Raw genomic sequence first — 26,338 nt, forward strand, 5'->3', positions numbered from 1 at the left:
CCGGCGGTCCCGGCGCGGTGACCGGCCGGTCGAGCCGGGCCCGGAGGGCGGAACGCCGGGCCCCGGCCCCCGGTCCGGCGCCCGGCCCGGAGCAGCGCGCTCACTCGGTGCGCAGTCCGTCGGGCCGCATCAGGCGCCACAGGAACGGGAGGCTGGCCAGGGTGACCAGGGCTATCACCCCGGCGCCCGCACCGGCCATCGGCAGGAACGCCAGCCAGCCGCCGAGCGGGAGGCTCACCGCCGATATCAGCATCGCCCCGAGCAGCACGCCCACCGCCGAGGCCAGGCCGAGGCCGAGCACGACGGGCACGGCCGTCTGCCACAGCACCGAGGCCCCGAGCGTGGTGCGCCGGGTGCCGAGGGCGACCAGGGTGGAGAGCAACTGGCGGCGCTCGCGCAGCTGTTCCAGGGTGGTCACCAACATGCTGCCGGCGATCAGCGCCAGCACCCCCATGGCCCCGATCGTCAGCCCGGTCTGGATGTTGGCGAACTGGTCGGAGACCTGGGTGGACGTCAGCTCCCTGACGGCCCCGCCGCCTGGGGCGAGGTCCCAGACCGCGTTCCGCACCAGCTCCAGGGTGTCCGGGTCGGTGAGGTCGGCGGAGAGGATCATCCGGGTGTCCCCGTGCGGGGGCGGCTCGCCGCCCAGGGCGGCCGGCGTGGTCAGCAGGCCGTGGACGGGCCACCCGGCCGGGTTGGGACGGGGGTCGGCCTCCGTGAGGGACGCGGGCACCGTCCAGGGAACGGGCCGCGCCGCCTCCTCGCCCTGCGGGGCCGGGCCCAGGTCGAGCACCGTCCCCGGCTCGGGCAGCGTCACGCCCCACTCCTCGGGAGCGGGCACCGCGTAGACCCCGCCCTCGGCGCAGTCGGTGATCTCGGCCAGCTCGACCAGCGTCCGGCAGTCGCTCACGATCAGCGGGATGGAAGCGGCGTCCGAGGCGGCGTCCCCGGAGAGCGGGACGGCCGGGACGTCCGCGTAGGAGAGGACCCGCTCGACCCCCGGGGTGCCGCGCAGCTCGTCCACGAGGGCGGCGCTGTCCTCGGCGTCCGTGGTCGGGACGAAGGCCTCGGCCTGGGCGCGGTCGAGATCCGCTCCGGTCCTGCTGGTCTGCTGCTCGCTCGCCCCGGCGAAGAGCATGGAGAGGGCGGTGGCTCCCGCCACGGCCACCATGATCCCGCTGATGGCCCGGACCGCCGGACCGTTGCTCAGCTGGAGCCTGCGGATCGCCAACTGCCAGGCGACCGGACCCCCTCGGAGCCGGGCGGTGGCGCGCTCGACCAGCCAGGGCAGCAGCGCCGTCGAGCCGCTCAGGAGCAGCACCACAGCCGTGACCGCCTGGGCGGAGGTCAGCCCGCCCTCCCCCGAGAAGTCGCCGAGCAGCGGCACCAGCAGCGCCACGCCCAGCAGCGCGGGCACCAGCCGCCACCCCAGCCGGCGCGGCCGGTCCTGGGACTTCCGCACGACGCCCAGCGGCTCGACGGCGACGGAGCGCAGGGCGAGCAGCGTCACCGCGACGGTCAGCAGGGGCACGGCCAGCAGCGCCAGCACGGTCAGCGGCGGGCTGGGCACGATGTCCGCGGCGAAGGCGCTGGTGCCCCGCACGGAGATCCCGGCGAGGAGCTGACGCACCAGCAGGAACAGCAGCCCGCCGAGGACGATCCCCAGCCCGGCGCCCACCAGGGACTCGCCGACCGCGATCCGGCGGGTGGCCGCGCGGTCGGCGCCGATGAGGCGCAGCGCCGCGAGCCTCCGGTCGCGGCGCTCGCCGCCGAAGCGCACCGCCGTGGTGACGAAGACGGGCACCGGCATCAGCAGCACCACGCAGATCACCAGCACCAGCAGGACCAGGGCCGGGGGCAGCCGCTCCTGCGAGGCGGGCATCCCGCCGAAGCCCTCGGCCCGGAAGACGTCGTCCCCGAGCGTGAGATCGTCAGCGCCGACATAGAAGTCGAGGTCCTGGGAGCCGACCAGCCCCTCGTCGCCGATGGTCCCGGCGCGGCGGTAGTCCAGACGGTCGGCGAGGAGCGCGCCGTCCGACGAGTCCAACAGCCGGGCGAGCGCCGGGGAGACGACCATCTCGCCGGGCGCGGGGAAGGCGTCGAGCCCGGGCGGCGGCTCGGCCACCGTCTCCCGGCCGGCGTCGGGCTGGATCAGGCGGCCGGAGATCCAGTCGCCCCGGTACTCGGTCTGGATCTCGGACAGCAGGAAGGTGTCGTCCGCCGGCTCGACCTCGGCGGGCGCCGCGTAGCGTGCGTCGGCCCGGTCGCTCCGGGCCTCGGTCACCGACGTCACGGAGGCGGCCAGCAGCAGGACGACGACGCCGAGGCCGACCCCGAGCGTGGACAGCGCGGTGCGCATCCAGGCGGCCGCGCCCCCGGAGACCGCCAGTCGGAACCCGAGCCGCAGGTCGCGCGCCCAGGCCCGCGCGGTGCCGCTCATACGGCGCCCGCCAGGTCCCGCGCCCGGCCGTCCCTGACCACGACCTCGCGGTCGGAGTAGGCGGCGACCCGCGTCTCGTGGGTGACCAGGACCACCGCCGTGCCCGACTCCCGGGCGGCGGCGACCAACAGGCCCATCACGCGCTCGCCGTTGAGCGAGTCCAGCGCGCCCGTCGGCTCGTCGGCGAAGACCACCCTGGGGTCGTTGACCAGGGCCCTGGCGACGGCGACCCGCTGGCCCTGGCCGCCCGAGACCTGGCCCGGCCGCTGGTCGGCGAGGTCCTCGACCTCCAGCCGGGCCAGCAGCTCCTCCGCCCTGGCCTCGGCCCTCCTGCGCGGCAAGCCCGCGAGCCGCAGGGGAAGCGCCACGTTCTCCAGGCAGGTCAACTCCGGGACCAGCTGGCCGAACTGGAAGACGAACCCGAACTCCTCCCGCCGCAGCGCGCTGCGCTCGGCGTCCGAGAGGGCGAACAGGTCCCGCCCGCGATAGGTGACCCGGCCTCCGTCCGGCGGGACGATGCCCGCCAGGCAGTGCAGCAGCGTGGACTTGCCCGAGCCGGACGGCCCCATGACCGCCACCACCTCCCCGGCGGCGATGCTGAAGTCCGCGCCGGCGAGGGCCCGGGTCGGCCCGTAGCTCTTGCGCAGGTCGCCGGCGGTCAACAGGGCGGCCCCGGAGACGGCGGTCATGCGCGCACCTCCGACGCGAGACGGTCGAGCCTGGCCGCCGTCAGCTCGAGCCAGCGCAGATCGGCCTCCAGATGGAACAGCGCGTGGTCACAGACCAGTTGGTCGGCCAGATCGCCGTCGATCTTGCGACGGGTCAGCTCCCGCATCAGGCGCAGATGCTCGGCGCGCTGGGTGTCGAGCAGGTCGTCCGCGCTGCGGTCCGTGAGGAGGGCCAGCACCACCTTGGTGTAGAGGACGCTCTGGAGATAGGGCTCCGGCTTCTCCGGCCGGGACAGCCACCGCTCGACGTCGGTAACCCCGGCGTGGGTGATCGCGTAGCGCTTGCGCTCCGGACCGCCGCCCGGCTCGACGCCGTCGACCTCGACCAGGCCGTTCTTCAACAGGCGGGACATCGTGGCGTAGACCTGCCCGTAGTGGAGCGGGCGGTCGTGGCCGAAGTGCACGTCGAACGTGCGCTTGAGGTCATAGCCGTGGCGTGGACCGGCCTCAAGAAGGCCCAGCAGCGTGTGACTTATCGACATGCCGGCGACTATACACGCGATGTATACCCCGGATGTATAGCCCTCGGGAGTGAGTCAGCAACCAAGAGATTGACGAGTGGACGCCCAGCTCACCTCGCCCACCCCCCGGCGAGTCACCCTCGCGGCACGGAAAGGTGGCGACCAGGCAACGCCGCGCGCGCGACCGGCGTCTGATCCCCTAGCGTGAGCACACAGCGAGTACAGCGCGGGCCAACGGGTCGGCGCCTCGGATGGGCCGGAGAGAAGTCGATGCCGCACAGCGTCACGGGCGAAGCCGCTCCGCTGGCCACCCCGGAGGCGCACGATGAGTGAACAGGCCACGCCCGGCGCCGAGTCGGAGCGGCCGTCACCGGTCGGCCCCGGCCCCTCGGGCCCCACGCTCTCCGGTTCCGGGCGCTCCGACCCCGCGCGAAGGCGTGGCACGGGCCCGGCCCCCACCCGCACCACCACCCCGCCCGAGACCACCACACCCGCGCCCGCCAGGGCCACACCCGCGCCCGGCAACGAGACGCCGGCCGACGCCACGCCCTCCGCCGACGACGACGCCGCCGCGCCCGCCAAAGCGCGCGGCGACCGCGACAACACCAGCACGGACACCGGCAACCCCCGCACCGACACCGCCGCGAACGAGAAGCACGAACGCCCCGCCGACCAGGCCCCGAGCGGCGCGGAGCGGACGGCCCCCGGCGCCGCCACCGCCCCCGTTCCCCAAGCGGAGCCCGAAACCAACCAGCCCGAAGATGGCCGAAAAGAGTCGGCTCCCGGGGCGCGCGGCGCGGCCGAGGCCACCGGCCGCTGGCTGCTGCGCCTCGCGCGCCGGCCGTACTGGGAGCGGCCCCGGTCCAGTTGGCTGGTGCGGCGCTGGCCTGACCTCACCGCGAGCCTGGTGGCCACGTTCTTCTTCTGGCTCTCGCTCACCCCGTCGCTGGTGCCCCGCCCCTGGTACTACCAGGGCGTGATCGGCGGCATCACGGCCGCCATCGGCTACGGCCTGGGCGCCCTGATCAGCTGGATCTACCGGCTGACCCTCAGGCGGCGGGTCCCGGGCGAACGGTTCAGGGCGCGCGCGTGGTTGACGTATCTGCTGCTGCTCCCGTGGGCCGTGGCGCTGATGCTGGGGCAGAGCGCGGACATGCAGCGCGAGTTGCGCCAGCTCCAGGGGATGCCGCCCACCCTGACCTGGCACTCGATGATGATCGCCCTGATGTCGCTGACGGTGCTGGCGCTGCTGCTGGTCGTCGCGCGCACCATCCGGCTCTTCACCGGGCTGCTCACCCGCCTGCTGAACCGTTTCGTTCCCTGGCCGGTGGCCGTCGCCCTCGGCCTGGCCATGAGCACGGTGATCGTGGTGATCGGCACCAGGGACGTCGTCTGGGACCGGGGCATCCTGGAGGTCGCCGACCGGATCGCCGCCGCCAAGGACCGGTCCACCGACCCCGGCGTGATGCGGCCCTACTCGCCGCTGGTCTCGGGCAGCCCCGACTCGCTGATCCACTGGGACGACCTGGGCAACAAGGGCCGGACCTTCGCCGGCACGACGCTCTCCAGCGACGAGATCTCGGAGTTCACCGGGGAGCCGGCGCTCGACCCGGCGCGGGTCTATGTCGGCCGGGCCGCCTACGACGACTACGCGGACGGCGCCGAGTTGGCGGTTCGTGAGCTGGAGCGGGTGGGCGCGTTCGACCGCGAGGTGCTGGCGATCACCGGGACCACCGGCACCGGCTGGGTCAACCCGACCACCGTGGAGGCGTTGGAGTTCATGAACGGTGGCGACACCACCGTGGTCACCATGCAGTACTCCTACCTGCCGAGTTGGGCCTCCTTCATGGTGGACAGGAACGAGGCGGGCATCGCCACCCGGGCGCTGGTGGACGCCGTGTACGCGCGGTGGGAGCAGGAGCCGGCCGAGGACCGGCCCACGCTGCTGGTGTTCGGCGAGAGCCTCGCCGTCTCGGCCATCGAGTCCGCGTTCGACGGCCTGGACGACCTGTTGGCGCGCACCGACGGCGCGCTGCTGATCGGGCCGCCCGACTTCAGCCCGATCCACAGCGAGTTGACCGAGCACCGCGATGCCGGCAGCCCGATCTGGCGGCCGGTCTACGACCAGGGGCGGCACGTGCGGTTCGCCCAGTTCCCCGACCTCGACCTGCCGCGACCGCACGGGGAGCCCTGGGAGTACCCCCGGGTGGTCTACCTCCAGAACGCGTCGGACCCGGTGGTCTGGTGGTCGCCCAACCTGCTCTTCGAACGGCCGGAGTGGCTGAACGAGCCGCTGGGGCCCGACGTCACCACGGCCATCGACTGGTTCCCGTTCGTCACCTTCTGGCAGACGACCGTGGACATGGCCGTCTCCTACGGCTCACCGGCGCCGCACGGCCACCGCTACGGCTCCAACCCGGTCGACGCCTGGGCCGCCATCGCCCCGCCCGATGGCTGGACCGCCACCGACAGCGAGCGGCTGGGCTGGCTGCTGGAGATCCGGCACCCGCCCAGGCACGGCTGGGCGGGCTGACCGCGCGGCCCGGTCGGCCGGTTGGCTAACGCCCGCCGGGCTCGTCGTCGCCGTCGCGCCGCTCGCCCGGAGCCGACTCCCTGGCGGCGCCGCCCCGCTCGGCCGGCAACGGTGGTTGCACCGGGGCGAGTTCCGCGACGGTGGCGCCGCTGCCGTCGAAGCCGGCGCGCCGGTCGGCCTCCTCCTGATAGGCGCGGAGATAGCCGACGACGGTGTTGACCACGGCGACCAGCGGGACCGCGACCACCGCGCCAGGGATGCCGGCGAGCATCGACCCGGCGGCGACGGCCAGCACCACGGCCAGCGGGTGCACCCGCACCATCCGCCCCAGGATGAACGGCTGGAGCACGTTCCCCTCGATCTGCTGGACCAGCAGCACGACGCCCAGCACCAGCAGCGCGTCGACCACGCCGTTGGTGACCAGCGCGACCAGAACGGCCAACGCGCCGGAGGCGATGGCGCCGACCAGGGGAACGAACGCGGAGAGGAAGACGATCACAGCCAGCGGAACGGCCATGGGCACATCGATGATGAACAGTCCGATGCCGATGCCGATCGCGTCGATCATCGCCACTATCACCGTGCCCCTGACATAGCCGGTCAGGGTGATCCAGGCCCGGGGCCCGGCGCCGGCGACGCTCTGCCGGGCGGCCCTGGGCACCAGCCGCAGGAACCAGTGCCAGACCCCGCCGCCGTCGTAGAGCAGGAACAGCACGACGAAGAGGGTCAGGCCGGCGCCCGTGAAGAACTGCACCGCGTAGTTGACGCCCTCGAGGCCGGCCGAGGTCAGCTCGTCACTGTGGCTTCTTATCCACTCGTTGATGTCCTCGACCCACTGGTCCAGGTTCTCCTCGGTGATGTCGAAGGGCAGCTCCAACACCCAGTCGCGCAGCTCCTCGACGCCCTCCTGCACCTGGTCGACGAGCCGGTCCGAGTTCTCCAGGACCTGCCAGACCACGAACCAGCCGATCAGCCCCATCACGCCGAAGCCGCCGAACGCGGTGACCGCCGTGGCGGCGCCGCCGCTGAAGCCCATCCGCTTCAGCCAGCCGACGAAGGGCTGGAGCAACGCGGTGATCAACAGCCCGGCGGCGAACGAGATCACCAACAGGCTGACCGCGCTGACCACCTGAATCAGCATCCAGATGACGGCGGCCAGCACCAGCGTCCGCCAGGCGGCCTCGGCCGCTACCCGCACCCCCCACGGGATCGCCGCCGCCGGCTCCGGGCGGCCGGGCGCCGGGGGCGGCCCGCCGCCGGCGCGGCCACCGCCGCCACCGCCGCCCTCCTCGGCGGGCGGCGGATAGAGCGGCGGGGTGCCGGCCAGCACGGCCCGGCGGGCCTTGGCCTCCAGCCGCTCGTCGGCCGGCTCCTCCGGGATCGGCTCCTCGGGGCGCCGCCGTTCCGACGGATAGCCGGCCGCAGCCGTGGCCCGCTCCTCCGCCTCGCGCTCCCTGCGCTCCTGTTCGCGTTCGGCGGCTGCGCGGAGCCCGGACATCCGCGTCACCGTGCGCGAGATCCCGGCCCTCAGCCGACCCAGACCTGACATGTCTCCTCCGCCCCCTGTTTTCACCGCAGTGCGCGGGACGACGTTACCGTGCGGCGGTGACGCCCGGGGGCGTGCGGGGGGAAGCGATGTCGCGGCGATGCGCGGACGCGACCGTGAACGAGGTCCCCACGCCGGCTGGCGTGGGGACCTCGTTCACGGTGTGCGCGTGCTGTGCGGTGCCGGAGACAGGCGCGGTGGCCGCGCGAAGCGCTCCGGTGCGCCGCTCAGTACCAGTTGTTGGCCTGCCAGAACTCCCAGGCGCCACAGGGGCTGCCGTAGCGGCTCTCCATGTAGTTGACGCCCCAACGGATCTGGGTGGCCGGGTTGGTCTGCCAGTCCGCGCCGGCCGAGGCCATCTTGGAGCCGGGCAGCGCCTGCATCAGGCCGTAGGCGCCCGAGGACGGGTTGGTGGCCGTGTGGTCCCAACCGCTCTCGTGGTCAACGATGTTGGAGAAGCACTGGAACTGGTCAGCACCCACGATCTGTCGCGCCATGGCCTGGATCTCGGCCTTGGTGTACGACGACTGCACGGGGATGTCGGCGGCGGCGCTGGCGGCCTGCGCCTCCTCGGCCGCGCGCTGGGCGGCGGCCTCCCGTTCCGCTTCCTCCTCGGCGGCGCGCTCGGCGGCCGCGCGGCGCTCCTGGGCGCTCTCGGCGGCGGCGACCCGGGCGGCCTCCTGGGCGGCGCGACGAACCTCAGCCTCGGCGGCTGTGGACTGCGACTCCGCCTGCTGGGTCAGCGACGCGGTGTGCAGCTGGGCGTTCGTGCCAGCGGGTATCTCAGCGAGCAGTGTCGCGTCCGCCGCAACGACCTCGATGTCCTCGGCAGGGGCCTGCTGGTCCCCCGAGGCGACACCGACGGCGGCGCCGACGCTGGTCACCGCGGTGGCGGATGCCACCGCGAATCCCCGGACCGAAATCCCGGTCACACGGTTTCCTTCCGACATCGCCCACGCGAAGGACCACGTGGGCGCAATCGTGCCCCTGACACGGGCCTCCCTTGGGCTAGTTGGTCGGGAGGCACTGGCCCGGTCGGGGTCCTGCTCGCCGGTGGCGAGGGACCCGCGTGGTGCTTCGGGCGGCATACGGCGCGCGACTGTTCAGTTGTGGAGAACGTAAAACACTATCCCTGCGGGGCCCTTGGGGGGCTCCGCTGCCGTATGCGGGGCCTGACAGACGCACACACTGCCGGAGTCGGCTACCGGGAAGCAATTCGGTCCTCTGTGGGAAAGCTCACACGCTCCTGGGCCTTGTCAGCGGGGAAATTCCCCCGAACGGCCCACCACCTGCGGCGAAGCATCACGAAGAGGTCACGGGAGCGGCGAAAGGCAACCGGTCGTCCGATAGGTCGCGGCGCTCCCGTATCGCCCGGAAAGGGCGGCGCACCCGCCGTGTTTCGACGGGTGCGCCGGAGTTCTCCCCAACTGGAGCCGTGCTGACCGTTATCGGGTGGTTGCCCGGCGGTCGGGGCGGGCGGCCGGGGCCCGGGTCACGCCCGGCCCTCCTCCAACATCTCCGTCACCAGCGCGGCGATCGGCGACCGTTCGGAGCGGGTCAGCGTCACATGGGCGAAGAGCGGGTGGCCCTTGAGCTTCTCCACGACGGCGACCACGCCGTCGTAGCGGCCCACCCGCAGGTTGTCGCGCTGGGCGACGTCGTGGGTGAGGACCACGCGGGAGTTCTGCCCGATGCGGGAGAGCACGGTCAACAGGACGTTGCGCTCCAGGGACTGGGCCTCGTCCACGATCACGAAGGCGTCGTGGAGGGAACGGCCCCTGATGTGGGTCAGCGGCAGGACCTCCAACATGCCGCGCCCGACGACCTCCTCGATGACCTCGCGGCTGGTCACCGCCGAGAGGGTGTCGAAGACGGCCTGGGCCCACGGGTTCATCTTCTCGGCCTCGGTGCCCGGCAGATAGCCCAGATCCTGGCCGCCGACCGCGTACAGCGGGCGGAACACCATCACCTTGCTGTGCTGCCGCCGCTCCAGCACCGCCTCCAGCCCTGCGCACAGCGCCAGCGCCGACTTACCGGTCCCGGCGCGCCCGCCCATCGACACGATGCCGACCTCGGGGTCGAGCAACAGGTCCAGCGCGATGCGCTGTTCCGCGCTGCGGCCGTGGATGCCGAACGCCTCGCGGTCGCCGCGCACCAGCCGCACCCGGCCGTCCGGCGTGACCCTGCCCAGCGCGCGCCCCTTCTCCGAGGAGATCACCAGGCCGGTGTGCACGGGGAGTTCGGCCGCCACCGGATCGGCCACGCTCTCCTGCGCGAACAGCTCGTCCACGGCCTCGCCGCCCAGGGTGATGTCGGCGAGCCCGGTCCAGCCGTCGGCGTCCGTGATGGCCAGCTCGGCCCGGTACTCCTCGGCCGCCAGGCCCACCGACGAGGCCTTGATGCGCAGCGGGAGGTCCTTGGAGACGACCGTGACATCGTGCCCCTCGGCCTGGAGGTTGCGCGCGACGGCCAGGATGCGGGAGTCGTTGTCCGCGAGACGGCCGCGCTCGTTCAACATCGCCGGCGGCAGGACGGTCGGGTCCGAGTGGTTCAGCTCGACCCGCAGGGTGCCCCCGAGGTCCCCGATGGGGAGCGGGGTGTCGAGCCGGCCGTACCGCACCCGGTAGTCGTCGAGGCGCCGCAGCACCTGACGGGCGAAGTAGCCGAGTTCCGGGTGGTGCCGCTTCGCCTCCAACTCGGAGATCACGACGACCGGCAGAACCACCTCGTGTTCATCGAACCGGGTGAGTGCCGCTGGATCGGCGAGCAGGACGCTGGTGTCGAGGACGTACATGCGCCGGTCGTGAGCGCGCTTCTTGCTGATGGCCACGGGTGGACGAACCCCCTCGGAAGAGGTGCGGGAATCGCGGCGCCCTGGGCGCCGGGGTTCTGACGGCCGGCCCTGGCCCGCACGCACGGGCCCGGTGCCGGGCCTGGTCCATGTCCGTGGTGCGCAAACGGGCCTCCCGGCGGACAGCGCCGATGCGCGGTCCGCGAGGAATATGCCCGCACACCACCCATCTCATGCGACGGCCCGCTCGGACGCGTGAGCGATTCACCGGCCGTTCGGCCGCATGGCGGCGCACCGTTCCCGGCACGCCGCCCTCCGTGACGAACGGCTCAGATGCCGTACCTACGGTGCCTGGCGGCATAGTCACGCAGCGCGCGCAGGAAGTCGACCTTCCGGAAGGCCGGCCAGTACGCCTCGCAGAAGTAGTACTCGGAGTGCGCGCTCTGCCAGAGCATGAACCCGGACAGCCGCTGCTCCCCGCTGGTCCTGATGACCAGGTCGGGGTCCGGCTGGCCCCGGGTGTAGAGGTGCTCGGAGATGTCCTCGACGGAGAGACCCTCGGCGACCTCGGCGAGCGACTGCCCCTCGGCGGCCCGCTTGGCCAGCAGCGAACGGACGGCGTCGGTGATCTCCTGCCGGCCACCGTAGCCGACGGCGACGTTGACCACTATCCCGTCGCGGTCGCCCGCCAGCTCCTCGGCCTCCCTGAGCACCTTCCTGGTGCGCTCGGGCAGCACCTCGACGGCGCCCACGTGGTGGACGCGCCAGCGGCCGTCCTCGGCGAGGTCGCGCACGGCGCCCTCGACGATGCCGAGCAGCTCCTCAAGCTCCCTGGTCTCCCGGTTGAGGTTGTCGGTGGAGAGCATCCACAGGGTGACGACCTCGACGTCGGTCTCGGCGCACCAGCCGAGCAGCTCCCTGATCTTCGCGGCGCCGGCCTCGTGGCCCTGTCGCGTGGTGTTGCCGGCGGCCTTGGCCCAGCGACGGTTGCCGTCGAGGATCACGCCGATGTGCTTGGGGCCACCGTCGGTGTCGAGTCGCCCTTCCACCCGCCGGGCATACAGCCTGACGGCCAGCCGCCTCAGGGTCTTGTGCAAGCTGTTCCACATCGGCTCTGATCCAGCCCCTCCGTAGGCTCGCGTGTGCCGGAACTCTACTGCCGAGCGGGCCGGGCCCCGCACCATCACGGGGGCATCCGGCCAGCGGGCGCCGCCGGCGACCGCCGTGGGAACAGGCCCGGGGCCCGCCCCGGGCGGCAGGGCCACCCGAACAGAAAGCGGGCCGGTCCGTGGGGGGGGGTTACGGACCGGCCCGAGGGGGGGTTTCCACCGTAACGCATCGAACGACGAGGTGGCCCGCGCCGGACGCGGATTTAACCGGCGAGTCCGCCGACGGCGAGCGCGCCGAGGGCGCCGAGCGCCATGAACGGGCCGAAGGGGACGGCCGTGCGGCGGTTGGCGCGGCCCATCACGACCAGGCAGAGGCCGTAGCCGGCCGCGAGCGCGAAGCCCACGAACGTGCCGAAGAACACATGGTCCCAGCCGTACCAGCCGAGGATCAGCCCTATGGAGGGCGCCAACTTCACGTCCCCGAAGCCCATGCCCCTGGGGTTGATCAGGAAGAGGACGAAGTAGACCGCCGTGAGCACCAGACCGCCCAGCAGGGCTCTCGGCCAGCTGCCGTCGGAGCCGGGCAGCAGGGCGCATATCCCGAGGCCGAGGACGAGGCCGGCGGCGAGCGGGAGGGTCAGGACGTCGGGCAGCCGCTGCACCGCGAGATCGACCGAGGCCAGCAACACCAGGGGCGGCGCGGCCAGCAGCCAGACCACCAGCTCGGGGCGCGCGCCGGCGACGGCGGCGGCCAGACCGCAGCAGCCGGCCGTGACCAGGGCGAGCCGGAACGGCGAGGCGCCGTACCGGGGGACGCCGTCGGCGAGGCATCCGGCGCACCGGCCCCAGCCGACCCAGCCGGCGGCGCGCGCCCGCAGCGGATGGCCGGCGGGGCAGGCGTCCCGCCACGCCCGCTCGGGCTCGACGGCGAGCCGGTACCCGGGCCGGACCAACAGCGAGCCGGCCAGCGCGCCCAGGCCGACGGCGGCCACGATCAACAGGGAGAACACGGGGCGAGCGTACGGCGTGACCGGGCCGGCAGGCAGGGACGCCTGTGGATGGGCGCTCCGAAGAACGAACAAGATGACAAGCGGCTGGGGATAACCGGGAACCGGCCGCCCGGCGACGGCCCGGGGGCGTGGACGTGGGCGTGAGGGGGAGAGCCAGGCGGGTCGGTCCGCCCAAAGGGGGGAAGGGGCGGACCGACCCGTCAAGTGGGGCAGACCGGAGCGGGGGGGTGGCTCACGGTCCGCCCGGCCAGCCGTCGCCGGGGTGGGAGTGACGACGCTGGCGTACGAGGTGTCAGCGACTGCCAACACGAGGGGAACCATACCGCACGGCCCTCGCCCCCGCGCCCCTGGGGAACGCCCTCGACGCGCGGCGGGGACACAAGGGGGACAGGAGGTGAAGCGTTTTCGCGGCACGGGGCACCGACGCGGGAAAGCGGCGCTCGGGAGCGGCTTGAGCGCGGCTCGCGGGAGGGTTCAGTGGAACGGTTCAGCGGCGGGTTCAGCGGAACGGTTCAGTGGGGCGCGCTGAGCCGGCGCAGCGCGCGGCCGTAGCGGCGGGCGACGAGGCGGCGGGCCAGCCGGCCCAGCGGTCCCGCCGCCCGCATGTACCAGGCCGCCGGGCGGCTGATCGCCGTGACGGTCAGCGTGACCGCGCCGTCGGGGGCGGCGCGCTCCAGCACGAAGGACTCCTCCCCGGACTCCGGGTGCCCCGGAAGCGTGCCGTACGCGAAGCCGGCCCGGTCCCGTTCGTCGACGCACCACACCACCCGGCACGAGGCGCCCAACCGCAGCCAGCGCGGACCGAGTTCGATCGAGGCCACCACGCCGGGCGCGGCGCGCGGCGTGGCGGCGGCCACCGGAAGCCACGCGGCCCGGTGCATCCGCCAGCCGAACAGGGCCTCCCGGGCCGCCGCCCACACCTCCGGCCCGTTCCCCAGCCGGGTGCGGGAGCGCAGCAGATGCCAGCCCTCGGGGAGGTCGGCCGGAAGGGGCTCGAGGGTCACACCCACCGCGCGGTAGCTGAAGGCGCGGTGGCCGAACGCGTCGCCGGGCGGTGGGGACGGTGGAGACGGCGGGTCGGACAGCGGACTCGTCACCCCTCGTTGTCAGTTGGGGACTGTCACCTCATACCATGCACGGTACCGTCATCGGTTTTCTGGGGGACCTTCATGGCAGCGCAGCACGAACCGTCGCAGTTCTCTCCGCTGGGCCCGTCCGATCCCCGCCAGGTCGCCGGATACCGGCTGGTGGCCCGGCTCGGCTCCGGTGGCATGGGGAGCGTCTACCTCTCGTTCACGCCGGGCGGCCAGCCGGTGGCGGTCAAGGTGGTGCGCGGCGAGTTCGCCGAGGACCAGGCGTTCCGGCGGCGGTTCGAGCACGAGGTGCGGGCCGCCCGACAGGTGCAGGGCGTCTACACCGTTCCCGTGCTGGACAGCAACACCGAGGGCGCTGCGCCCTGGCTGGCCACGGCGTTCGTGCCAGGGCTCTCGCTGCACGAGGTCATCAACCAGCACGGCCCGCTGCCCGCGCAGACCGTGCTGCTGCTGGTGGGCGGCGTCGCGGAGGCGCTCCAGTCGATCCACGCCGCCGGGATCGTGCACCGGGACCTCAAGCCGGGGAACGTGCTGCTGAGCGCCGACGGGCCCAAGGTGATCGACTTCGGGATCGCGCGGGCCGCCGACGTGACCGCCCTGACCGGCACGGACGTGCGGGTCGGCACGCCCGCGTTCATGGCGCCCGAGCAGATCACCGGGGCCTCGCTGACGCCGGCCGCCGACGTGTTCGCGCTGGGCATCGTCACCTACTACGCGGCCACCGGCGGCCATCCGTTCGGCGAGGGCGCGGCCCACGCGATGATGTACCGGATGGTGCAGGAGTCGCCCGAACTGGCCTCGGCGCCCGAGACGTTGCGCGGGTTGATCGGTGCCTGCCTGGCGAAGGACCCGGCGGCGCGGCCGACCCCGGCGCAGATCATCGAGGGGTGCCGGGCGCTGTCCCCGGGGCAGACGTTGCAGCGCGGGGAGAGCTGGCTGCCGCCTTCGGTGGCGGCGGCGGTCGCCGTGCGGCGCAACGCGTCGCTGCCGGCGCCGCCGGCCACGCCCCCGGCGGGGATGGGCGCCGGGCCGGCGCCGTCGACTCCCCCGCCGCCGGCGACGCCGCCCCCGGGCACGCCGCCTGGCACGCCGCCGTTGGTGACCAGCGCGCTGGGCGCGGACGGCGGGCCGCCGACCAGCGCGCAGCAGCAGTCGGCGGCGCGCACGAAGCGCACCGTCATCCTGTTGACCGCGACGGCCCTGGTCGCCGCCCTGGTCGGCGCGGGCCTGGCCATCAGGTTCGCGGGCACGGAGGCCGCCTCCACCAACCCCGAGGCCAGCCCGAGCGACGACGAGAACGCGGCGGACGACGCGACGAGCAACGAGGACAACGCCGGCAACGACTCCGGCGACGCCTCACAGGACCCCCCACCGGGCGAGAGCCCGGGGCAGGACGACGACGATGACGACCCGGGCTCGGGCGAAGACACGGACCCGGACTCGGAGTACACGTTGGCGGAATCGGATGTCGACATCGACATCGTCGCCCCCATCTTTCACCGGGACGTGCGCGTCAACTCAAGCGGCCGCTGTATCGGCGCCAACTACGTCGAGGTCGATCTCGACGGCATGAACGTGCAGGCCCGCGAGGGGTCTGTGGGGCTGGGTCCGGGCGAGAACGACGAGTTCCAGTACCTCTACTGCGACGAGCCGGGTCTGATCGACCAGGGCATCGAGTTCCATCCGCAGAGCTTCGTCGGGCTGGTCCAGGAACAGGACCTGACCGCCGAGGAGTGCTACGAGGCCGCCCACGAGCCGACCGCGCCGCACCTCATCGCCATCGACGACATCCTCGAGGACCGGACGCTCCGGGAGAACACAGGGCTGTGCGTGGAGACACCGGAGGACAACGTGGTGCTCCTGTGGATCAATCGGGTCACCGCGGACCCACAGAACCAGAACCTCCGTACCTATCTGACCACGATGACGTTGTGGAGCCCCAACAGCTGACCTGAGAGGCGGAACCAACGCGCGCGGGCGCGTTCCGAACCCACGGTCAACTCACGCCTCTTCGCCGTCAGTCGCTGGTGGGCCAGGAGATCTCGACCCGGCGGTTCTGCTGGCGGCCCTCCTCCGTCTCGTTGTCGTAGAGCGGGTAGTCCTCGCTGTAGCCACGGACGTTGAAGTCGATGGTGTCCGGGCTGCTGAGCAACTCCAGCAGCGCCAGGTGGGTGTTGCGGGCGCGGTTCTCGGAGAGGGTGACGCCACTCTCGTAGGAGCCGATGTCGTCCGTGAAGCCGAAGATGTTGACCGTGGAGGGCTGGTACTCCTCGATGGCCGCCGCGACCTCGGTCAGGGCCTCGCGCGACTCGTCGGTGATCTCGTCGCTGCCCCGGCCGAAGAGGACGTCGGTCTGGAGCGTGAACTTGTGCTGCCCGCTGGTGCGTTCCTCGCGCTGCTCGCCGCCACCGTTGGGCTCCTGCCCGTCGTCCTCCTCGGGGGGCGTGGTCGGCTCCTCGGTGGGGTCGGGTTCCTCGGACGCCTCGTCCTCGGGCTCGTCCGGCTGGGCCCCGCCCAGGTCCTCGACGATGAACTTCACGTCGAGAACGCGTGGTTCGGCGAGCGTGGCGCCGTCGGTCAGCATCAGGCCGGAGGCTTCCGGGTCGATCTCGGGGGGCGGCGGGGCCTCGTAGCCCGGCGGCTGCTCGACGGGCTCCTCGTCGTCGGCCGCCGCGATCGGGGCGCCGAGCGCCCACGCGGCGACGGCGGTCGTGGCGACCACGGCGACCCGGCCGGGGCGGCGGTACGCGTGCATCTCTCGGCCTCTCTGGAGTTCTCTGGATCAGATGGGTGGTGCTCGATCAGCGGATCTCGACGGTGGCGGGCGGCATCTGCCCGATCTGGAAGTCGACTTCGGTCGTCTCCGGGTCGGGCTCGGGGAACTGCGCGAACCAGGTAACGGTGTCCCCGGCGTCCAGCCGCAGCCCGAAGTTGGTGCACAGGCAACGCCCCTCGGTGTCCCGGAGGATGAGGTAACGCTTCCCCTCCTCCCGCGCGGTGAGGGTCGCCCCCGCCATGGAGAACGCGTTGCCGGCCAGCTCCCGCTCTCCCCCCGCCCAGGCGATGTCACTCCAGCTGTCGCCGCCGCCGTTCCGCAGCGTGCCCTCGACCGTCAGGAATCCGCCGGTCTCACGCTCCGCGCTGGTGATGGTCAGGGTGATGTCCTCTTCGCCCGTGACTTCGGCGAGAACCTCCGGCTCCTCACCACCGTCCTGGTCGTCCTCCTCGTCGCCGCCGGCGCCGTCGTCCTCTGACGGCTCGTCCTCCGGGGCCTCGCTCTCACCGCTGGGGGTCGCTGCCGGCTCACCGTCGTCGTCACCACCGCCACTGCAACTCGCCACGGCGATCACCAGAGCTGCGCCCAGCGCGACAACGATCAGGATGAGACGCGACTTGCTATCACGGAGGTCCATCGGGCGCTTGTCCTTTGTCTGATTGCTCGTCGACGGTCAGTCTTCCAAATAAACGCGGAAAATGTCCCGGGCGTCGGGCAGTTCGTCCTCGTCCCCGGGATCGAAGGACCAGTCTCGATTCTCGTCACAGCTGAGTTCGACACGATCCTCCTCCTCTTCGGTGAGAGAGCAGAGACCACGTACCACGGCGGTTGCCTCTGCCTCCCCGTACTCGTTCTCCGTGCCGGGAAGCATGGACTCGCCCACGGGTTCCGATGTCCGCACGCGCACCGTGTAACTCGTGTCCGACTCGTCCGGCACACAGCTGGTCACCACCGCACCGTTGCGCTCAGCGAAACGCGGGGCGGCGACGTCGCACGGTGCGTCGGTGCGGGTCCAGTCGCCGTCGAGGATGTCGCCGGGGTCCTCGTCCTCGTTCCCCAAGGCGTCGAGAAAGCCCTCGTAAAGGTGGTCGCGCGCTTCACGCGCGGCGGCGAGTGCGGACGCGTCCGCGGCCGACTGTCCTGAGGCGCGGGTCACCGCCGCCTGGGCGAACACGAAGAAGAGGAACGCGACAGTCAACAGGCCGGTGATCATCCAGATATAGAGCGGAAAGACCGCGCCCCGGGAATTCCCCCGGAGATCTACTCCAGGATGTCGCCCACCGCATCGGACACGGCATTTCCGACCTCGACGTGAATGTTCAACGACACCACCGCCACCACCACCGTCGCGATCAGGAGCAGCAGGCCCGCGTACTCCACGAAGCCAGCGCCTCGGTCGCCGGTGTGGGGGCGGAGTCGTGCGTTGATGGTGTGTCTGACATACGACAACAGCCTGCTCATGGCGTCCCTCTCCTCCGGCTGACGCCGGTTCAGCCGGGCCTGCGGCGGTGGCCGTGCCCCTCCGGCTACCACGGTAGCGCGGGGACGAGGGTGCGGAAGTCCGGAGCAGCGGGCAACGGCCGCCCCTGGGGCGTCCGTTGGCCGTGGGACACACTGTGCCCGACCCCCTCCCGCAGGCGAACCCGTACAGCTTCCGGCACTGACTGTGCCACATCCGGTGCCTGTCGGTCAGCAAGACCTCGGCCATCGCCCGCGGTTGGCCGGCGGGGCCGGCCGGTTCCGGGACGAGGGCGACCGGTGACGCACGCGCGCCGCACCGGGCAAGGAGGTCGTGCCCACCCCGGTCGCCGACCAAACCGCGTCGGCGGGTGCCGGGTTGGGCCGCCGGGAAACCCGGCCCGCGCGGGCGTCCGCGCGGGCCAGGGTGGTTCAGACGGCCCGTTGTTCAGACGGCCTGCTGCTCGCCGCCGCCACCGCCGCCGCCCTCGCCGCCGCCGCCCTCCTGGAGGCTGCGGGCCAGCTCGTCCTCGTAGTCACTGACGGTGGTGATCACGGTGTCGGTCATCTCGGCGAGGCCGGTGAGCTGTTCGCTGATGTCGCTGCGGCCGTCCTTCCAGCCGCTGACGAAGTCGTCCAGGGCGCTGACGATCCGGTCGTCGCCGAAGGAGTCGTTGTACTGGTCGAAGGTGTCGCCCGTCCTGTTCATGTACTCCTTGACGGAGCGCAACTGCGGCGCGAACTCCCGGAGTTCGGCGAGCGGAATCGCAAGCCTGTCTTCGCTGGACATGAGGTGCCCCTCCCCTCCCTAAACCAGAAACCAGAAACCTGAGCCTAGAACCTAGAAACCCGAGACCCGAGACCCGAGACCCGAGACCCGAGACCCGAGACCCGAGAACCAGAACGCCACGAACCGGAGAGCCGGGTCAGACGAAGCGGAACGTCGAGGTGATCGCGTCGAACACGTCGAAGAAGGAGTCGGCCAGGTCGAGCACCTGGCTGCTTCCCGAGACCAGCGCCACCGCCTGCTGGTCGCCGGGCACCGGGATGAACGTCTGCATCAGCACCGCGCGGACGGTTCTGCTGTCGTTGGGCACCTTGATGTCCTCGATGCCCTTGGTGCGCGCCGCGCGCCCCACGTCCTTGATCTCGACGACGGAGACCTCCCGCCACGCGTCGCCCGGCTTCTTCGCCTCCCGATTGCCGAGTTGGCCGACGATGGAGGCCGGGTCGGTGGGCAGGATCTCGCCGGACGAGGTCCGCGCCCCGATCATGGAGACGGTCACGGTGGCGGTGATGGGCGGCCCGTCGCCAAAGCTCTGCGCCATGCAGCCGCAGTAGACCGAGCCGTTGTCCCAGGCGTGCTTGGCCTGCTTGCGCAGGAAGCCGGCGATCAGCTCGCGGTGCTCGCCCATCTCCGGGTTGGCGCGGACGCGTTCGTCCACCATCCGCCGGATGCTGTTGTCCCGCGTCTCCGGCCTGAGGTCGAACTCCCACCAGGAGTCGGGCACATTGATTCGAAAGCCCTCACGTTCGACGGTGACGGCATCGACCCACTTGTCGGTCATGGCGTTCGCTCCCCTCCGGCCCCCGGGCCCATCCGCTCTCCACGCGCCAGCGGCTCCGCCCCGGCGACACCACCGGCGTCCCGCGCCGGCGACCCGCGCGCACACGGGCCCCCAGCAGCCTACCCGTGGCTATTCGCGCAACCCTTCCTCCAGCTGTCGGTCGAGGTCGGCATAGCCGTCGGCCGCGCCGTCCAGGAAGTCGGCCATGCCCTGCAACGCCTCCACCGCCTCACGCGCGCCGGTGTTGAACTCGTCGTAGGACTGGTCGAACGCGACGGAGGACGCGGAGGTCACATAGCCGTCCCGCACCAGGTCCTGGATGTACGTTCGGAGCGTCTGAAGCTTGGCCAGGATCTCGTCCTTGGCCTCCAACAGGTAGTCCGCCGCATCGTGCATGTCCTGGTATGTGACATCGATGTCGCCGTCAGCCATGAGTGCACCCCCTCCCTGACGAGCCTACGCGGTGACTCGTCCCGTTTCTTCTACGAGTTGGTAACAGCCGGCACACCGCCGCGCAACCGCCGCCGCCGCGCAACCGCCGCGCGGCCGGCGGCCGTTCAACGGCCGAGCACCTCGCCGAAGTCCGTGCCCGAGCCGAGGATCATCCCGGTCACAATGATGATCATGGTGGCGGGCACCATGAACACCAGGGTGGCCAACGTCGCCTTGGGTATCGCCTTGGCGGCCCGGCGGCGCGCGTTCTGGGCGTCGGTGCGCCGCATGTCGCGGGCGATCTGCACCAGGGTGTCGGCGATCGGCGCGCCCAGTTCCTCGCCCTGCTGGAGGGCGGTGACGAACTGGTTGACCGGCTCGGAGTCGTTGCGCCGGCGCAGCGCGTCGAACGCCTCGCGCCGCGAGACGCCCATGTCCATCTGGCGCAGGGTGATCTGTATCTCGTCCGCCCAGGGCCCCTGGTAACGGGCGGAGACCCGGTCCAGCGCCTGCCGGAAGCTGAGCCCGGCCGAGACCACGACCGCCAGCACGTCGAGGAAGTCGGGGAGCGTGCGGTCGATCACCTCGCGCCGCTCGCGCACGCCCTGCCAGATGGTGGCGTCGGCGGCGAACGCGCCGAACGCCAGCGCGAAGAGCGCGAAGAGCGGGAAGCCGGCGACGACGAAGAGGGTCGCCGTGCAGAGCCCGAAGACGCCGTAGACCGCGCGCCGCGCCGCGTACCGGTCGACGGTCAACCCGCCGGGGTGGCCGGCGAGGTCGATCCGCCGCCGCTTGCGGTCCACGGCCGCGCGGCCCATCAGCCGCAGGACCAGCGGCGCGAAGCGCATCCCCAGCCGGTCCACGGCGGAGCCGCTGACCGAGACGCGGGTGGAGCCGATCTCCAACGCCAGGGCCAGGTCGGCCGGCAGCGGGGTGCCGGAGCGCATCATCCGGATCGCGGCGACGATCCCGAAGACGGCCACGCCCATCAGCAGGCCGAGCAGCAGTGCCACCGTGCGTTCTCCCGTCCGTCCGTCCCGTCCACCGACAGGCGCTCACCCGCCCACGGGCCCTCACACATCGACGCGCCCGAAGCGCCGCACCACGACGAAGCCCACCACATAGAGCCCCAGCGCCACCAGCATCGCGATCTGCCCGCCCGGGCTGCCGGTGACCCGGCTCAGGGCGCCGGGCGACATGCTGTTGATCATCAGCAGCGCCCCCAGGCCCAGCAGCGGAATGGTAACGGCGGTGGCGTTGATCTCGGCGAGCATGGTGCGCACCTCGCGCCGGGTCTCCTTGCGTTCCTCCAGCGTGTTGGTGAGGTTGCGCAGCGAGGAGACGATGGTGCCGCCGGCCCGGTTGGCCAGGATCAACGTGGTGACCAGCACGGTGAGTTCGCGCGACGGCAGCCGCTCGTCCAGTTCGCCCAGGGCCTCCTCCAGGGAGCGGCCTACGGCCAACTGGTTGGCGACGGTGGTGAGTTCGGCGCCCGCCGGGTCGTCCATCTCCTCGGCGGCCATGGAGAGCGCGGTGCGCATCGCCAGCCCGGCGGCGGTGCCGTTGGCGATCAACCGGGCCAGCTCCGGTAGTTGGCTGATGAACCGGTCGGTGCGCTTGGCGCGCTGCCAGCTGAGGAAGACGTTGCCGCCCCAGAGCGCCACCAGCGCGAAGACCGGCCCGAAGAACGGCGCCAGCACCACGGAGGCGATCAGCCAGAGCGCGGCCATCCCGGCCAGGACATAGACGGCGTACTCGCCGACGCTCAGGTCGAGCCCGGTGGCCTGGAGCTTCAGCCGCAGCCGCCGCCCGAAGTCGGTGCCGCGCAGCCGGCGGTCCAGCCGGTCGAAGCGGCGCCGCCGCCCGCCGCCCGACGACCCGGCGCCGGCCGCCTCGGAGGCGGCGGAGCCGGCGCCGGCGAGCCGCGTCAGCAGCTCGCGCTGCCTGGCGCGGCCCGAGCCGTAGAGCCGCAGCCCGGCGACGCCGCAGGTCAGCGCGAGCAGCGTCAGCCCGAGGGCCAGCAACGACAGGTCGCTCATGGTCAGTTCGCCTCCCGGGTGGCCAGCCGGTCGTCGTCGAGCTGGACGCCGAACGCGGGCGGGACCGGCTGCCCCGCCAGGTGCAGCCGCTGGGCCAGGGCCCTCGGCAGCGGGTGGTGCAGGAAGTGGCCCGGCACCCGGCCGTCCTCGGTCATCGGCAGGGCGCGGAACTCGCTGACCGTCGCGATCCGGAAGGTCTCTCTGCCGTGCGAGGCCATGACGGCGACCTCGGCGACCCTGCGGGTGCCGTCCGGGTGCCGCACCAGCTGCACCAGCACGTCGACCGCGCTGTTGATCTGGTCGCGCAACGCCTCGAACGGGACCTGGAGTTCGGACATCGACGCCAGGGTCTGGAGGCGCAGCAGCGCGTCCTCCGCGCTGTTGGCGTGCACGGTGGCCAGCGAGCCGTCGTGCCCCGTTGACATGGCCTGGAGCATGTCGAGGGTCTCGCCGCCGCGCACCTCGCCGACGATGATCCGGTCGGGCCGCATCCGCAGCGAGTTGCGCACCAGGTCGCGGATGGTGACCTCGCCCTTGCCCTCGATATTGGGCGGGCGGGACTCCAGGCGGATCACATGGCTCTGCTGGAGCTGGAGTTCGGCGGCGTCCTCGACGGTGACGATCCGCTCGCCCTCGGGGATCAGGCCGCTGAGCGCGTTGAGCAGGGTGGTCTTTCCCGAGCCGGTGCCGCCGGAGACGATCACGTTGCACTTGGCCCGCACCAGCCCGGCGAGCAGCGCCGTCAGGTGTTCGTCGAGGGTGCCGAAGCCGATCAGCTCGGGCAGCGTGTACGCGCGGGGGAAGCGGCGGATGGTGAGGGTCGCGCCGGAGAGGGAGAGCGGCGGGATGATCACGTTGACCCGCTCGCCGGTGGGCAGCCGGGCGTCGACCATCGGGTTGGACTCGTCCACACGCCGGTTGACGGCGGAGACGATCCGCTCGATGGTCTGCATCAGCTGCTCCTCGGAGGCGAAGCCGAGCGGCAGGCGCTCGACCCGGCCCGAGCGTTCCACATAGATCTGGTCGGGCCCGTTGACCATGATCTCGGTGATGGAGGGGTCCTCCAGCAGCGGCTCCAGGATGCCGAGGCCCAGCGCCTCGTCCACCACGCGGCGGATCAGCAGGGCGCGTTGCTGGGTGGAGAGCACCGGGCCCTCGCGGCTGAGGATGTGGCCGAGCACGCGCTCCAGCCGGTCCCTGCGCTCGCTCAGGTCGAGCGAGGACATCTCGGCGAGGTCGATCTCCTCCAGCAGCTTGGCCCGGTAGACGGCGACCAGCCGGCCGTCGCTCAGGCCGCCGCCGGCGGGCTGGTCGGGGGCGTGCACGCGGGAACGCAGGCCCATCGAACGGTCCTTCACCTTCGGATCGCACCTCCATCGGGAGCCGGGTCGGAAACGGTCAACGGGCGGGACGGGAACGGTCAACGGGCGGTCGTCGGCGGCGGGCAACGGGCGGGCGGCGGTGGTCAGTCGCAGGGCATGGTCACCGTCCGGGAGGCGCGGCCCAGGCCGTCGAAGAACGGCAGGACCGTCGGGATCTCCACGCTGGCGGTGACGGTGGCCTCGTCGCCGCACGGGTCGAGTTCGAAGCTGGCGTTCTCCGCGAGCGCGCCGCTGAGCGCGGCCCGTCCGCTGGTGGCGTACTGGTCCTCGATCTCCTCCTGGGCCGCGGTGCGCGCGGCGGCCCTGGCGGCCGAACCGGCCTGGAGGGCGGAATACCCGACCAGGCCGAGCTGAAGCGCGGCCAGCGCCACGGTGACCAGCAGCGGCAGCCAGCCGGCGAACTCGACGGCGGTGACGCCCCGTTCCGACCCGCGCGCGGCGGCGCGGCGGGCGGCCCACCTGAAGCGACCGGCGGCACGCGGGCGGCGGCGCGGCGGCACGAGCCGTGGGCGGCGGCGCGGCGGCATGGGCTCAGCCCTCCTCGACGGCGCCGGCCGTGCCGGTGACCGTCATCGGCAGGTCGAAGGCGCCGGGGAAGAGCACCGGCACCTTCAACCCGACGCGGGCGGTGCGCACCTCGCCCTCCAGCGGGCAGTCCACGGTGATCTCCCAGGCGCTCGGCACATGCTCCTCGGCCGCGCTGGCGCAGGCGCCGCCCGGGTCGCCCCGGGCAGCGGCGGCGGCCCTGGCGGCCTCGTCGGCGGCGTTCCCCGCGAGGGAGAACGTGTAGCCGATGAGCACGCACTGCCAGATCACCGCCATCATCAGCAGCACCAGGGGAAACAGCCCCGCGAACTCCACCATGGCCGCGCCCCGGTCGCCGCGCGGCCGGCGCCGCCCGGCGGCGGGTCGCGCGGTCACGACCTTCTCCCCCGGCGGCGGCCCGAGGGCGCGGACGGGGGCGGCGCGAGCCCCAACTCGGCGGCGAGCGCCCACATCGCGCGCCGCACCTGCCCGCGCGGGTCGAGGTCCTGCACCCGGCCGGCGTCCAGCGCCTCCCGCAGCTCCTTGTAGGCGGCGGGGATCACGTTCCTGGCGACCTGGGTGCCGGTGATCCGGGCGACGAGCTGCGGCTGGATGTGGCTGGCGCGCGAGTGCCGGTTGATCACGGTCAACGTGTCCTGCGCCTTGCGGATGCGCAGCCGGTCCCACATCCGCACCATGCGGTTGACGGCCCGCACCGCGATCACGTCGGGGGTGGTCACCAGCACGGCGGCGTCGGCGAGTTCGACGGCGGTGGCGTTGGCCCCGTTCATCTGGGAGCCGCAGTCCACGACGACCACGTCGAACCGGGACCGCACGGCGGTCAGCAGCTGCCGGGCCGTGGCGTCGGTGACGTCCTCGCCGCGCTCGCCCTCGGCCGGGGCGATCAGCATGGACAGGCCGGTCTCGTGGGTGAACGTGGCCTCGGCCAGCACCTGCGGGGTGATGTCGGCGATGCCGGCGAGGTCGGCGACGGAACGGCGGAACTGCACGTCGAAGTAGGAGCCGACGTCGCCGCAGAGCAGGTCGAGGTCGATCAGCGCCACGCCCCGCTCGTAGCCGCCCGAGCGCTGGGCGGCCAGGGCGAGTTGGGTGGCGAGCAGGGTGCCGCCGACGCCGCCCTTGGCGCCGCAGACGGCGACGATCCGGCCGCCGGGGCCCTGTTGGACGGTCTCGCCGGCGCCCAGGTGGCGCCGCATCCCGACCGCCCACTGGGCGGCGGCGGCGACCCGGCCGGCCAACTCGTCGTAGGAGGCGGGCAGTCCGGCCAGGCCACGGGCGCCGGCGTCCATCGCCGCCGCGTAGAGCCCGGGCGTCGGCTCGCCGGAGACCAGCACCACGCCCACCGCCGGGAAGCGCAGCGCGACCTCGCGGATCACCTCCAGGGCGGGCAGCGGGCCCACCGCCTCGTGGATCACCACCACCTCGGGCAGCCCGGTGAGGGACTCGTGGACCAGCGCCGCCAGGGTGTCGAGCAGCGTGGTGGAGTCGGGCACGGGGCGCAGCGGCTCGCTGTCCGGCAGCTGGCTGAGCAGCGTTATCAGGGAGCGGGCGGTGTCCGAGTCGCCCACCACGGGCAGAATCCGGGTCGTCAACGGTGCCACCTGCTTCCTTAGGGGAACAGTTCGTCGAGACCGGCATGGGGGTTGCCGACGATGTCGCCCATGATGGTGTATGTGCGCTCCTCCGGGGGGATTTCGGTCTCCTCCCCGGGGGCGACGAGGGCCAGCCGCACCTGTTCGGCGAACGCCTCTGCGTAGGTGACGCGTTGGGCGTCCGCGTTGTCCAGCGCGAAGGTGATCGGCACGGCCTCCATGGTGGCGCGGTCCTCGTCGTCCACCTCGGTCAGCTCGCCGACCTCGATGACCTCGGCGTTGTTGACCATCAGGCGGACGATCTCGAACTCGTCCTCCTCGCCCCCGTCGCGCTCCCTGACCCGGAACGCCGCGTACATGTTGATGGTGGCGCCCGGGTAGATCTTGCCGGCGACGCCGGTGGAGGCGTCGATCATGACGGCGATCTCCTGCTGGCCGGGGTCGAGTTCGGGCCGGTCGGAGAGCATGTCGGCCTGGAGCAGGGAGCCTTCGCGGAGCGGTCCGGCCGCGACCTTGTCGTCCAGCTGGTCGAGGTCGGTTATCGCGGTGTCCGGGACGTACCGCTCCGGCATGGAGACCTCGGTGAGCTGGTCGGCCGTGACCTCCTGGTAGGGCTCGACGTCCTCGGCCAGCTCGTAGGCCGTGGTCTCGGGGCCGACCTTGGACTCCACGTCGTTGATGACCGCGACCACCCCGGCGAAGGCCCCGAGGGCGAGCACCAGGGACAGCACCAGCAGGAGCAGGCCGCGCCGCTGACGAGCGTTCATGTAGGGGGTCTACCTTCTCCGGGTCCGCCTGCTGCGGCGTCGTGGGATGCGGTGGGCGTGGGACGT

25 protein-coding genes are annotated in these 26,338 nt (G+C 72.4%); 2 read left to right on the top strand and 23 right to left on the bottom strand.

The genetic code is table 11. The features are described 5' to 3' along the window. Positions 1–100 precede the first annotated feature (100 nt). Genes FH609_RS16440 through FH609_RS16450 form a run of 3 tightly spaced genes read right to left on the bottom strand, consistent with a single transcriptional unit; the run spans position 101 to position 3,650 of the window. A complete protein-coding gene (locus FH609_RS16440) occupies positions 101–2,440 on the bottom strand; it encodes an FtsX-like permease family protein (RefSeq protein WP_139668226.1) in 2,340 nt (779 codons plus the stop codon). Next, positions 2,437–3,129: an ABC transporter ATP-binding protein gene (locus tag FH609_RS16445; protein WP_139668227.1), complete on the bottom strand. Its 693-nt coding sequence runs from the start codon at positions 3,127–3,129 to the stop codon at positions 2,437–2,439. Before FH609_RS16445 ends, FH609_RS16440 begins: the two co-directional genes overlap by 4 nt. Beyond that, positions 3,126–3,650, bottom strand: a complete 525-nt coding sequence (locus FH609_RS16450; RefSeq protein WP_139668228.1) for a PadR family transcriptional regulator — start codon at positions 3,648–3,650, stop codon at positions 3,126–3,128. Before FH609_RS16450 ends, FH609_RS16445 begins: the two co-directional genes overlap by 4 nt. Positions 3,651–3,954: 304 nt before the next feature. On the opposite strand from FH609_RS16450, the gene FH609_RS16455 reads away from it, so the two are divergent. Then, entirely contained in the window at positions 3,955–6,162 is a 2,208-nt protein-coding gene (locus FH609_RS16455) for an alpha/beta hydrolase (protein ID WP_139668229.1), read from the top strand. A gap of 25 nt (positions 6,163–6,187) precedes the next feature. Here FH609_RS16455 and FH609_RS16460 read toward each other — a convergent pair whose 3' ends face one another. From FH609_RS16460 to FH609_RS16485, 6 genes are all read right to left on the bottom strand, one after another. Beyond that, complete coding sequence (locus FH609_RS16460) at positions 6,188–7,711, bottom strand: AI-2E family transporter (protein ID WP_139668230.1); 1,524 nt, start codon at positions 7,709–7,711, stop codon at positions 6,188–6,190. A gap of 224 nt (positions 7,712–7,935) precedes the next feature. Next, the gene (locus tag FH609_RS16465) at positions 7,936–8,640 is read right to left on the bottom strand and encodes a transglycosylase SLT domain-containing protein (protein WP_139668231.1); all 705 of its coding nucleotides are present in this window, start codon (positions 8,638–8,640) and stop codon (positions 7,936–7,938) included. A 560-nt stretch (positions 8,641–9,200) separates the two neighbouring features. Continuing rightward, positions 9,201–10,502 (bottom strand): PhoH family protein, encoded by a 1,302-nt coding sequence (locus tag FH609_RS16470; protein WP_122183105.1) that lies wholly within the window; start codon positions 10,500–10,502, stop codon positions 9,201–9,203. Between the two features lie 326 nt (positions 10,503–10,828). Further along, positions 10,829–11,596, bottom strand: a complete 768-nt coding sequence (locus FH609_RS16475) for an isoprenyl transferase (RefSeq protein WP_226961723.1) — start codon at positions 11,594–11,596, stop codon at positions 10,829–10,831. Between the two features lie 275 nt (positions 11,597–11,871). Continuing rightward, a complete protein-coding gene (locus FH609_RS16480) occupies positions 11,872–12,618 on the bottom strand; it encodes a prepilin peptidase (RefSeq protein ID WP_226961724.1) in 747 nt (248 codons plus the stop codon). Between the two features lie 512 nt (positions 12,619–13,130). Continuing rightward, positions 13,131–13,715, bottom strand: a complete 585-nt coding sequence (locus FH609_RS16485) for a DUF1990 family protein (protein ID WP_405378975.1) — start codon at positions 13,713–13,715, stop codon at positions 13,131–13,133. 72 nt (positions 13,716–13,787) lie between these two features. Here FH609_RS16485 and FH609_RS16490 point away from each other — a divergent pair, with 72 nt between their 5' ends. Next, the gene (locus tag FH609_RS16490; protein ID WP_139668237.1) at positions 13,788–15,662 is read left to right on the top strand and encodes a serine/threonine-protein kinase; all 1,875 of its coding nucleotides are present in this window, start codon (positions 13,788–13,790) and stop codon (positions 15,660–15,662) included. Positions 15,663–15,729: 67 nt separating this feature from the next. Here FH609_RS16490 and FH609_RS16495 read toward each other — a convergent pair whose 3' ends face one another. The 14 genes from FH609_RS16495 to cpaB all read right to left on the bottom strand — a co-directional run bounded on the left by FH609_RS16495 (position 15,730) and on the right by cpaB (position 26,272). Then, positions 15,730–16,467 (bottom strand): OmpA family protein, encoded by a 738-nt coding sequence (locus tag FH609_RS16495; protein WP_139668239.1) that lies wholly within the window; start codon positions 16,465–16,467, stop codon positions 15,730–15,732. A gap of 46 nt (positions 16,468–16,513) precedes the next feature. Beyond that, positions 16,514–17,125: a hypothetical protein gene (locus FH609_RS16500; protein ID WP_139668241.1), complete on the bottom strand. Its 612-nt coding sequence runs from the start codon at positions 17,123–17,125 to the stop codon at positions 16,514–16,516. A gap of 36 nt (positions 17,126–17,161) precedes the next feature. Further along, a complete protein-coding gene (locus FH609_RS16505) occupies positions 17,162–17,701 on the bottom strand; it encodes a hypothetical protein (RefSeq protein ID WP_139668242.1) in 540 nt (179 codons plus the stop codon). 47 nt (positions 17,702–17,748) lie between these two features. Beyond that, positions 17,749–17,949, bottom strand: a complete 201-nt coding sequence (locus tag FH609_RS16510; protein WP_139668244.1) for a hypothetical protein — start codon at positions 17,947–17,949, stop codon at positions 17,749–17,751. Positions 17,950–18,394: 445 nt separating this feature from the next. Next, positions 18,395–18,736, bottom strand: coding sequence for a hypothetical protein (locus FH609_RS16515; protein ID WP_139668247.1), 342 nt, complete (start codon positions 18,734–18,736; stop codon positions 18,395–18,397). Between the two features lie 136 nt (positions 18,737–18,872). After that, complete coding sequence (locus FH609_RS16520; RefSeq protein WP_139668249.1) at positions 18,873–19,514, bottom strand: hypothetical protein; 642 nt, start codon at positions 19,512–19,514, stop codon at positions 18,873–18,875. Between the two features lie 129 nt (positions 19,515–19,643). Next, entirely contained in the window at positions 19,644–19,946 is a 303-nt protein-coding gene (locus FH609_RS16525; RefSeq protein ID WP_122399723.1) for a WXG100 family type VII secretion target, read from the bottom strand. A gap of 125 nt (positions 19,947–20,071) precedes the next feature. Beyond that, the gene (locus tag FH609_RS16530; protein ID WP_226961727.1) at positions 20,072–20,959 is read right to left on the bottom strand and encodes a DUF5936 domain-containing protein; all 888 of its coding nucleotides are present in this window, start codon (positions 20,957–20,959) and stop codon (positions 20,072–20,074) included. Between the two features lie 60 nt (positions 20,960–21,019). Then, positions 21,020–21,985, bottom strand: coding sequence for a type II secretion system F family protein (locus tag FH609_RS16535; RefSeq protein ID WP_139668251.1), 966 nt, complete (start codon positions 21,983–21,985; stop codon positions 21,020–21,022). 2 nt (positions 21,986–21,987) lie between these two features. Continuing rightward, entirely contained in the window at positions 21,988–23,328 is a 1,341-nt protein-coding gene (locus FH609_RS16540; protein ID WP_139668253.1) for a CpaF family protein, read from the bottom strand. A gap of 122 nt (positions 23,329–23,450) precedes the next feature. Next, on the bottom strand, positions 23,451–23,894 hold the full coding sequence (locus tag FH609_RS16545; RefSeq protein ID WP_139668255.1) for a TadE family protein: 444 nt from the start codon (positions 23,892–23,894) through the stop codon (positions 23,451–23,453). 4 nt (positions 23,895–23,898) lie between these two features. After that, positions 23,899–24,288, bottom strand: a complete 390-nt coding sequence (locus FH609_RS16550) for a TadE/TadG family type IV pilus assembly protein (protein ID WP_226961728.1) — start codon at positions 24,286–24,288, stop codon at positions 23,899–23,901. Continuing rightward, positions 24,285–25,514: an AAA family ATPase gene (locus tag FH609_RS16555; RefSeq protein ID WP_319789598.1), complete on the bottom strand. Its 1,230-nt coding sequence runs from the start codon at positions 25,512–25,514 to the stop codon at positions 24,285–24,287. The genes FH609_RS16550 and FH609_RS16555 overlap by 4 nt, the downstream gene beginning before the upstream one ends. Before the next feature lie 8 nt (positions 25,515–25,522). Next, on the bottom strand, positions 25,523–26,272 hold the full coding sequence (gene cpaB, locus FH609_RS16560) for a Flp pilus assembly protein CpaB (RefSeq protein ID WP_139668257.1): 750 nt from the start codon (positions 26,270–26,272) through the stop codon (positions 25,523–25,525). Between the last annotated feature and the right edge of the window lie 66 nt (positions 26,273–26,338).

Origin of the sequence: Streptomyces sp. 3MP-14 (genome assembly GCF_006334905.2) — a bacterium.
In the GTDB taxonomy this organism is placed as follows: domain Bacteria; phylum Actinomycetota; class Actinomycetes; order Streptomycetales; family Streptomycetaceae; genus Streptomyces; species Streptomyces triticirhizae.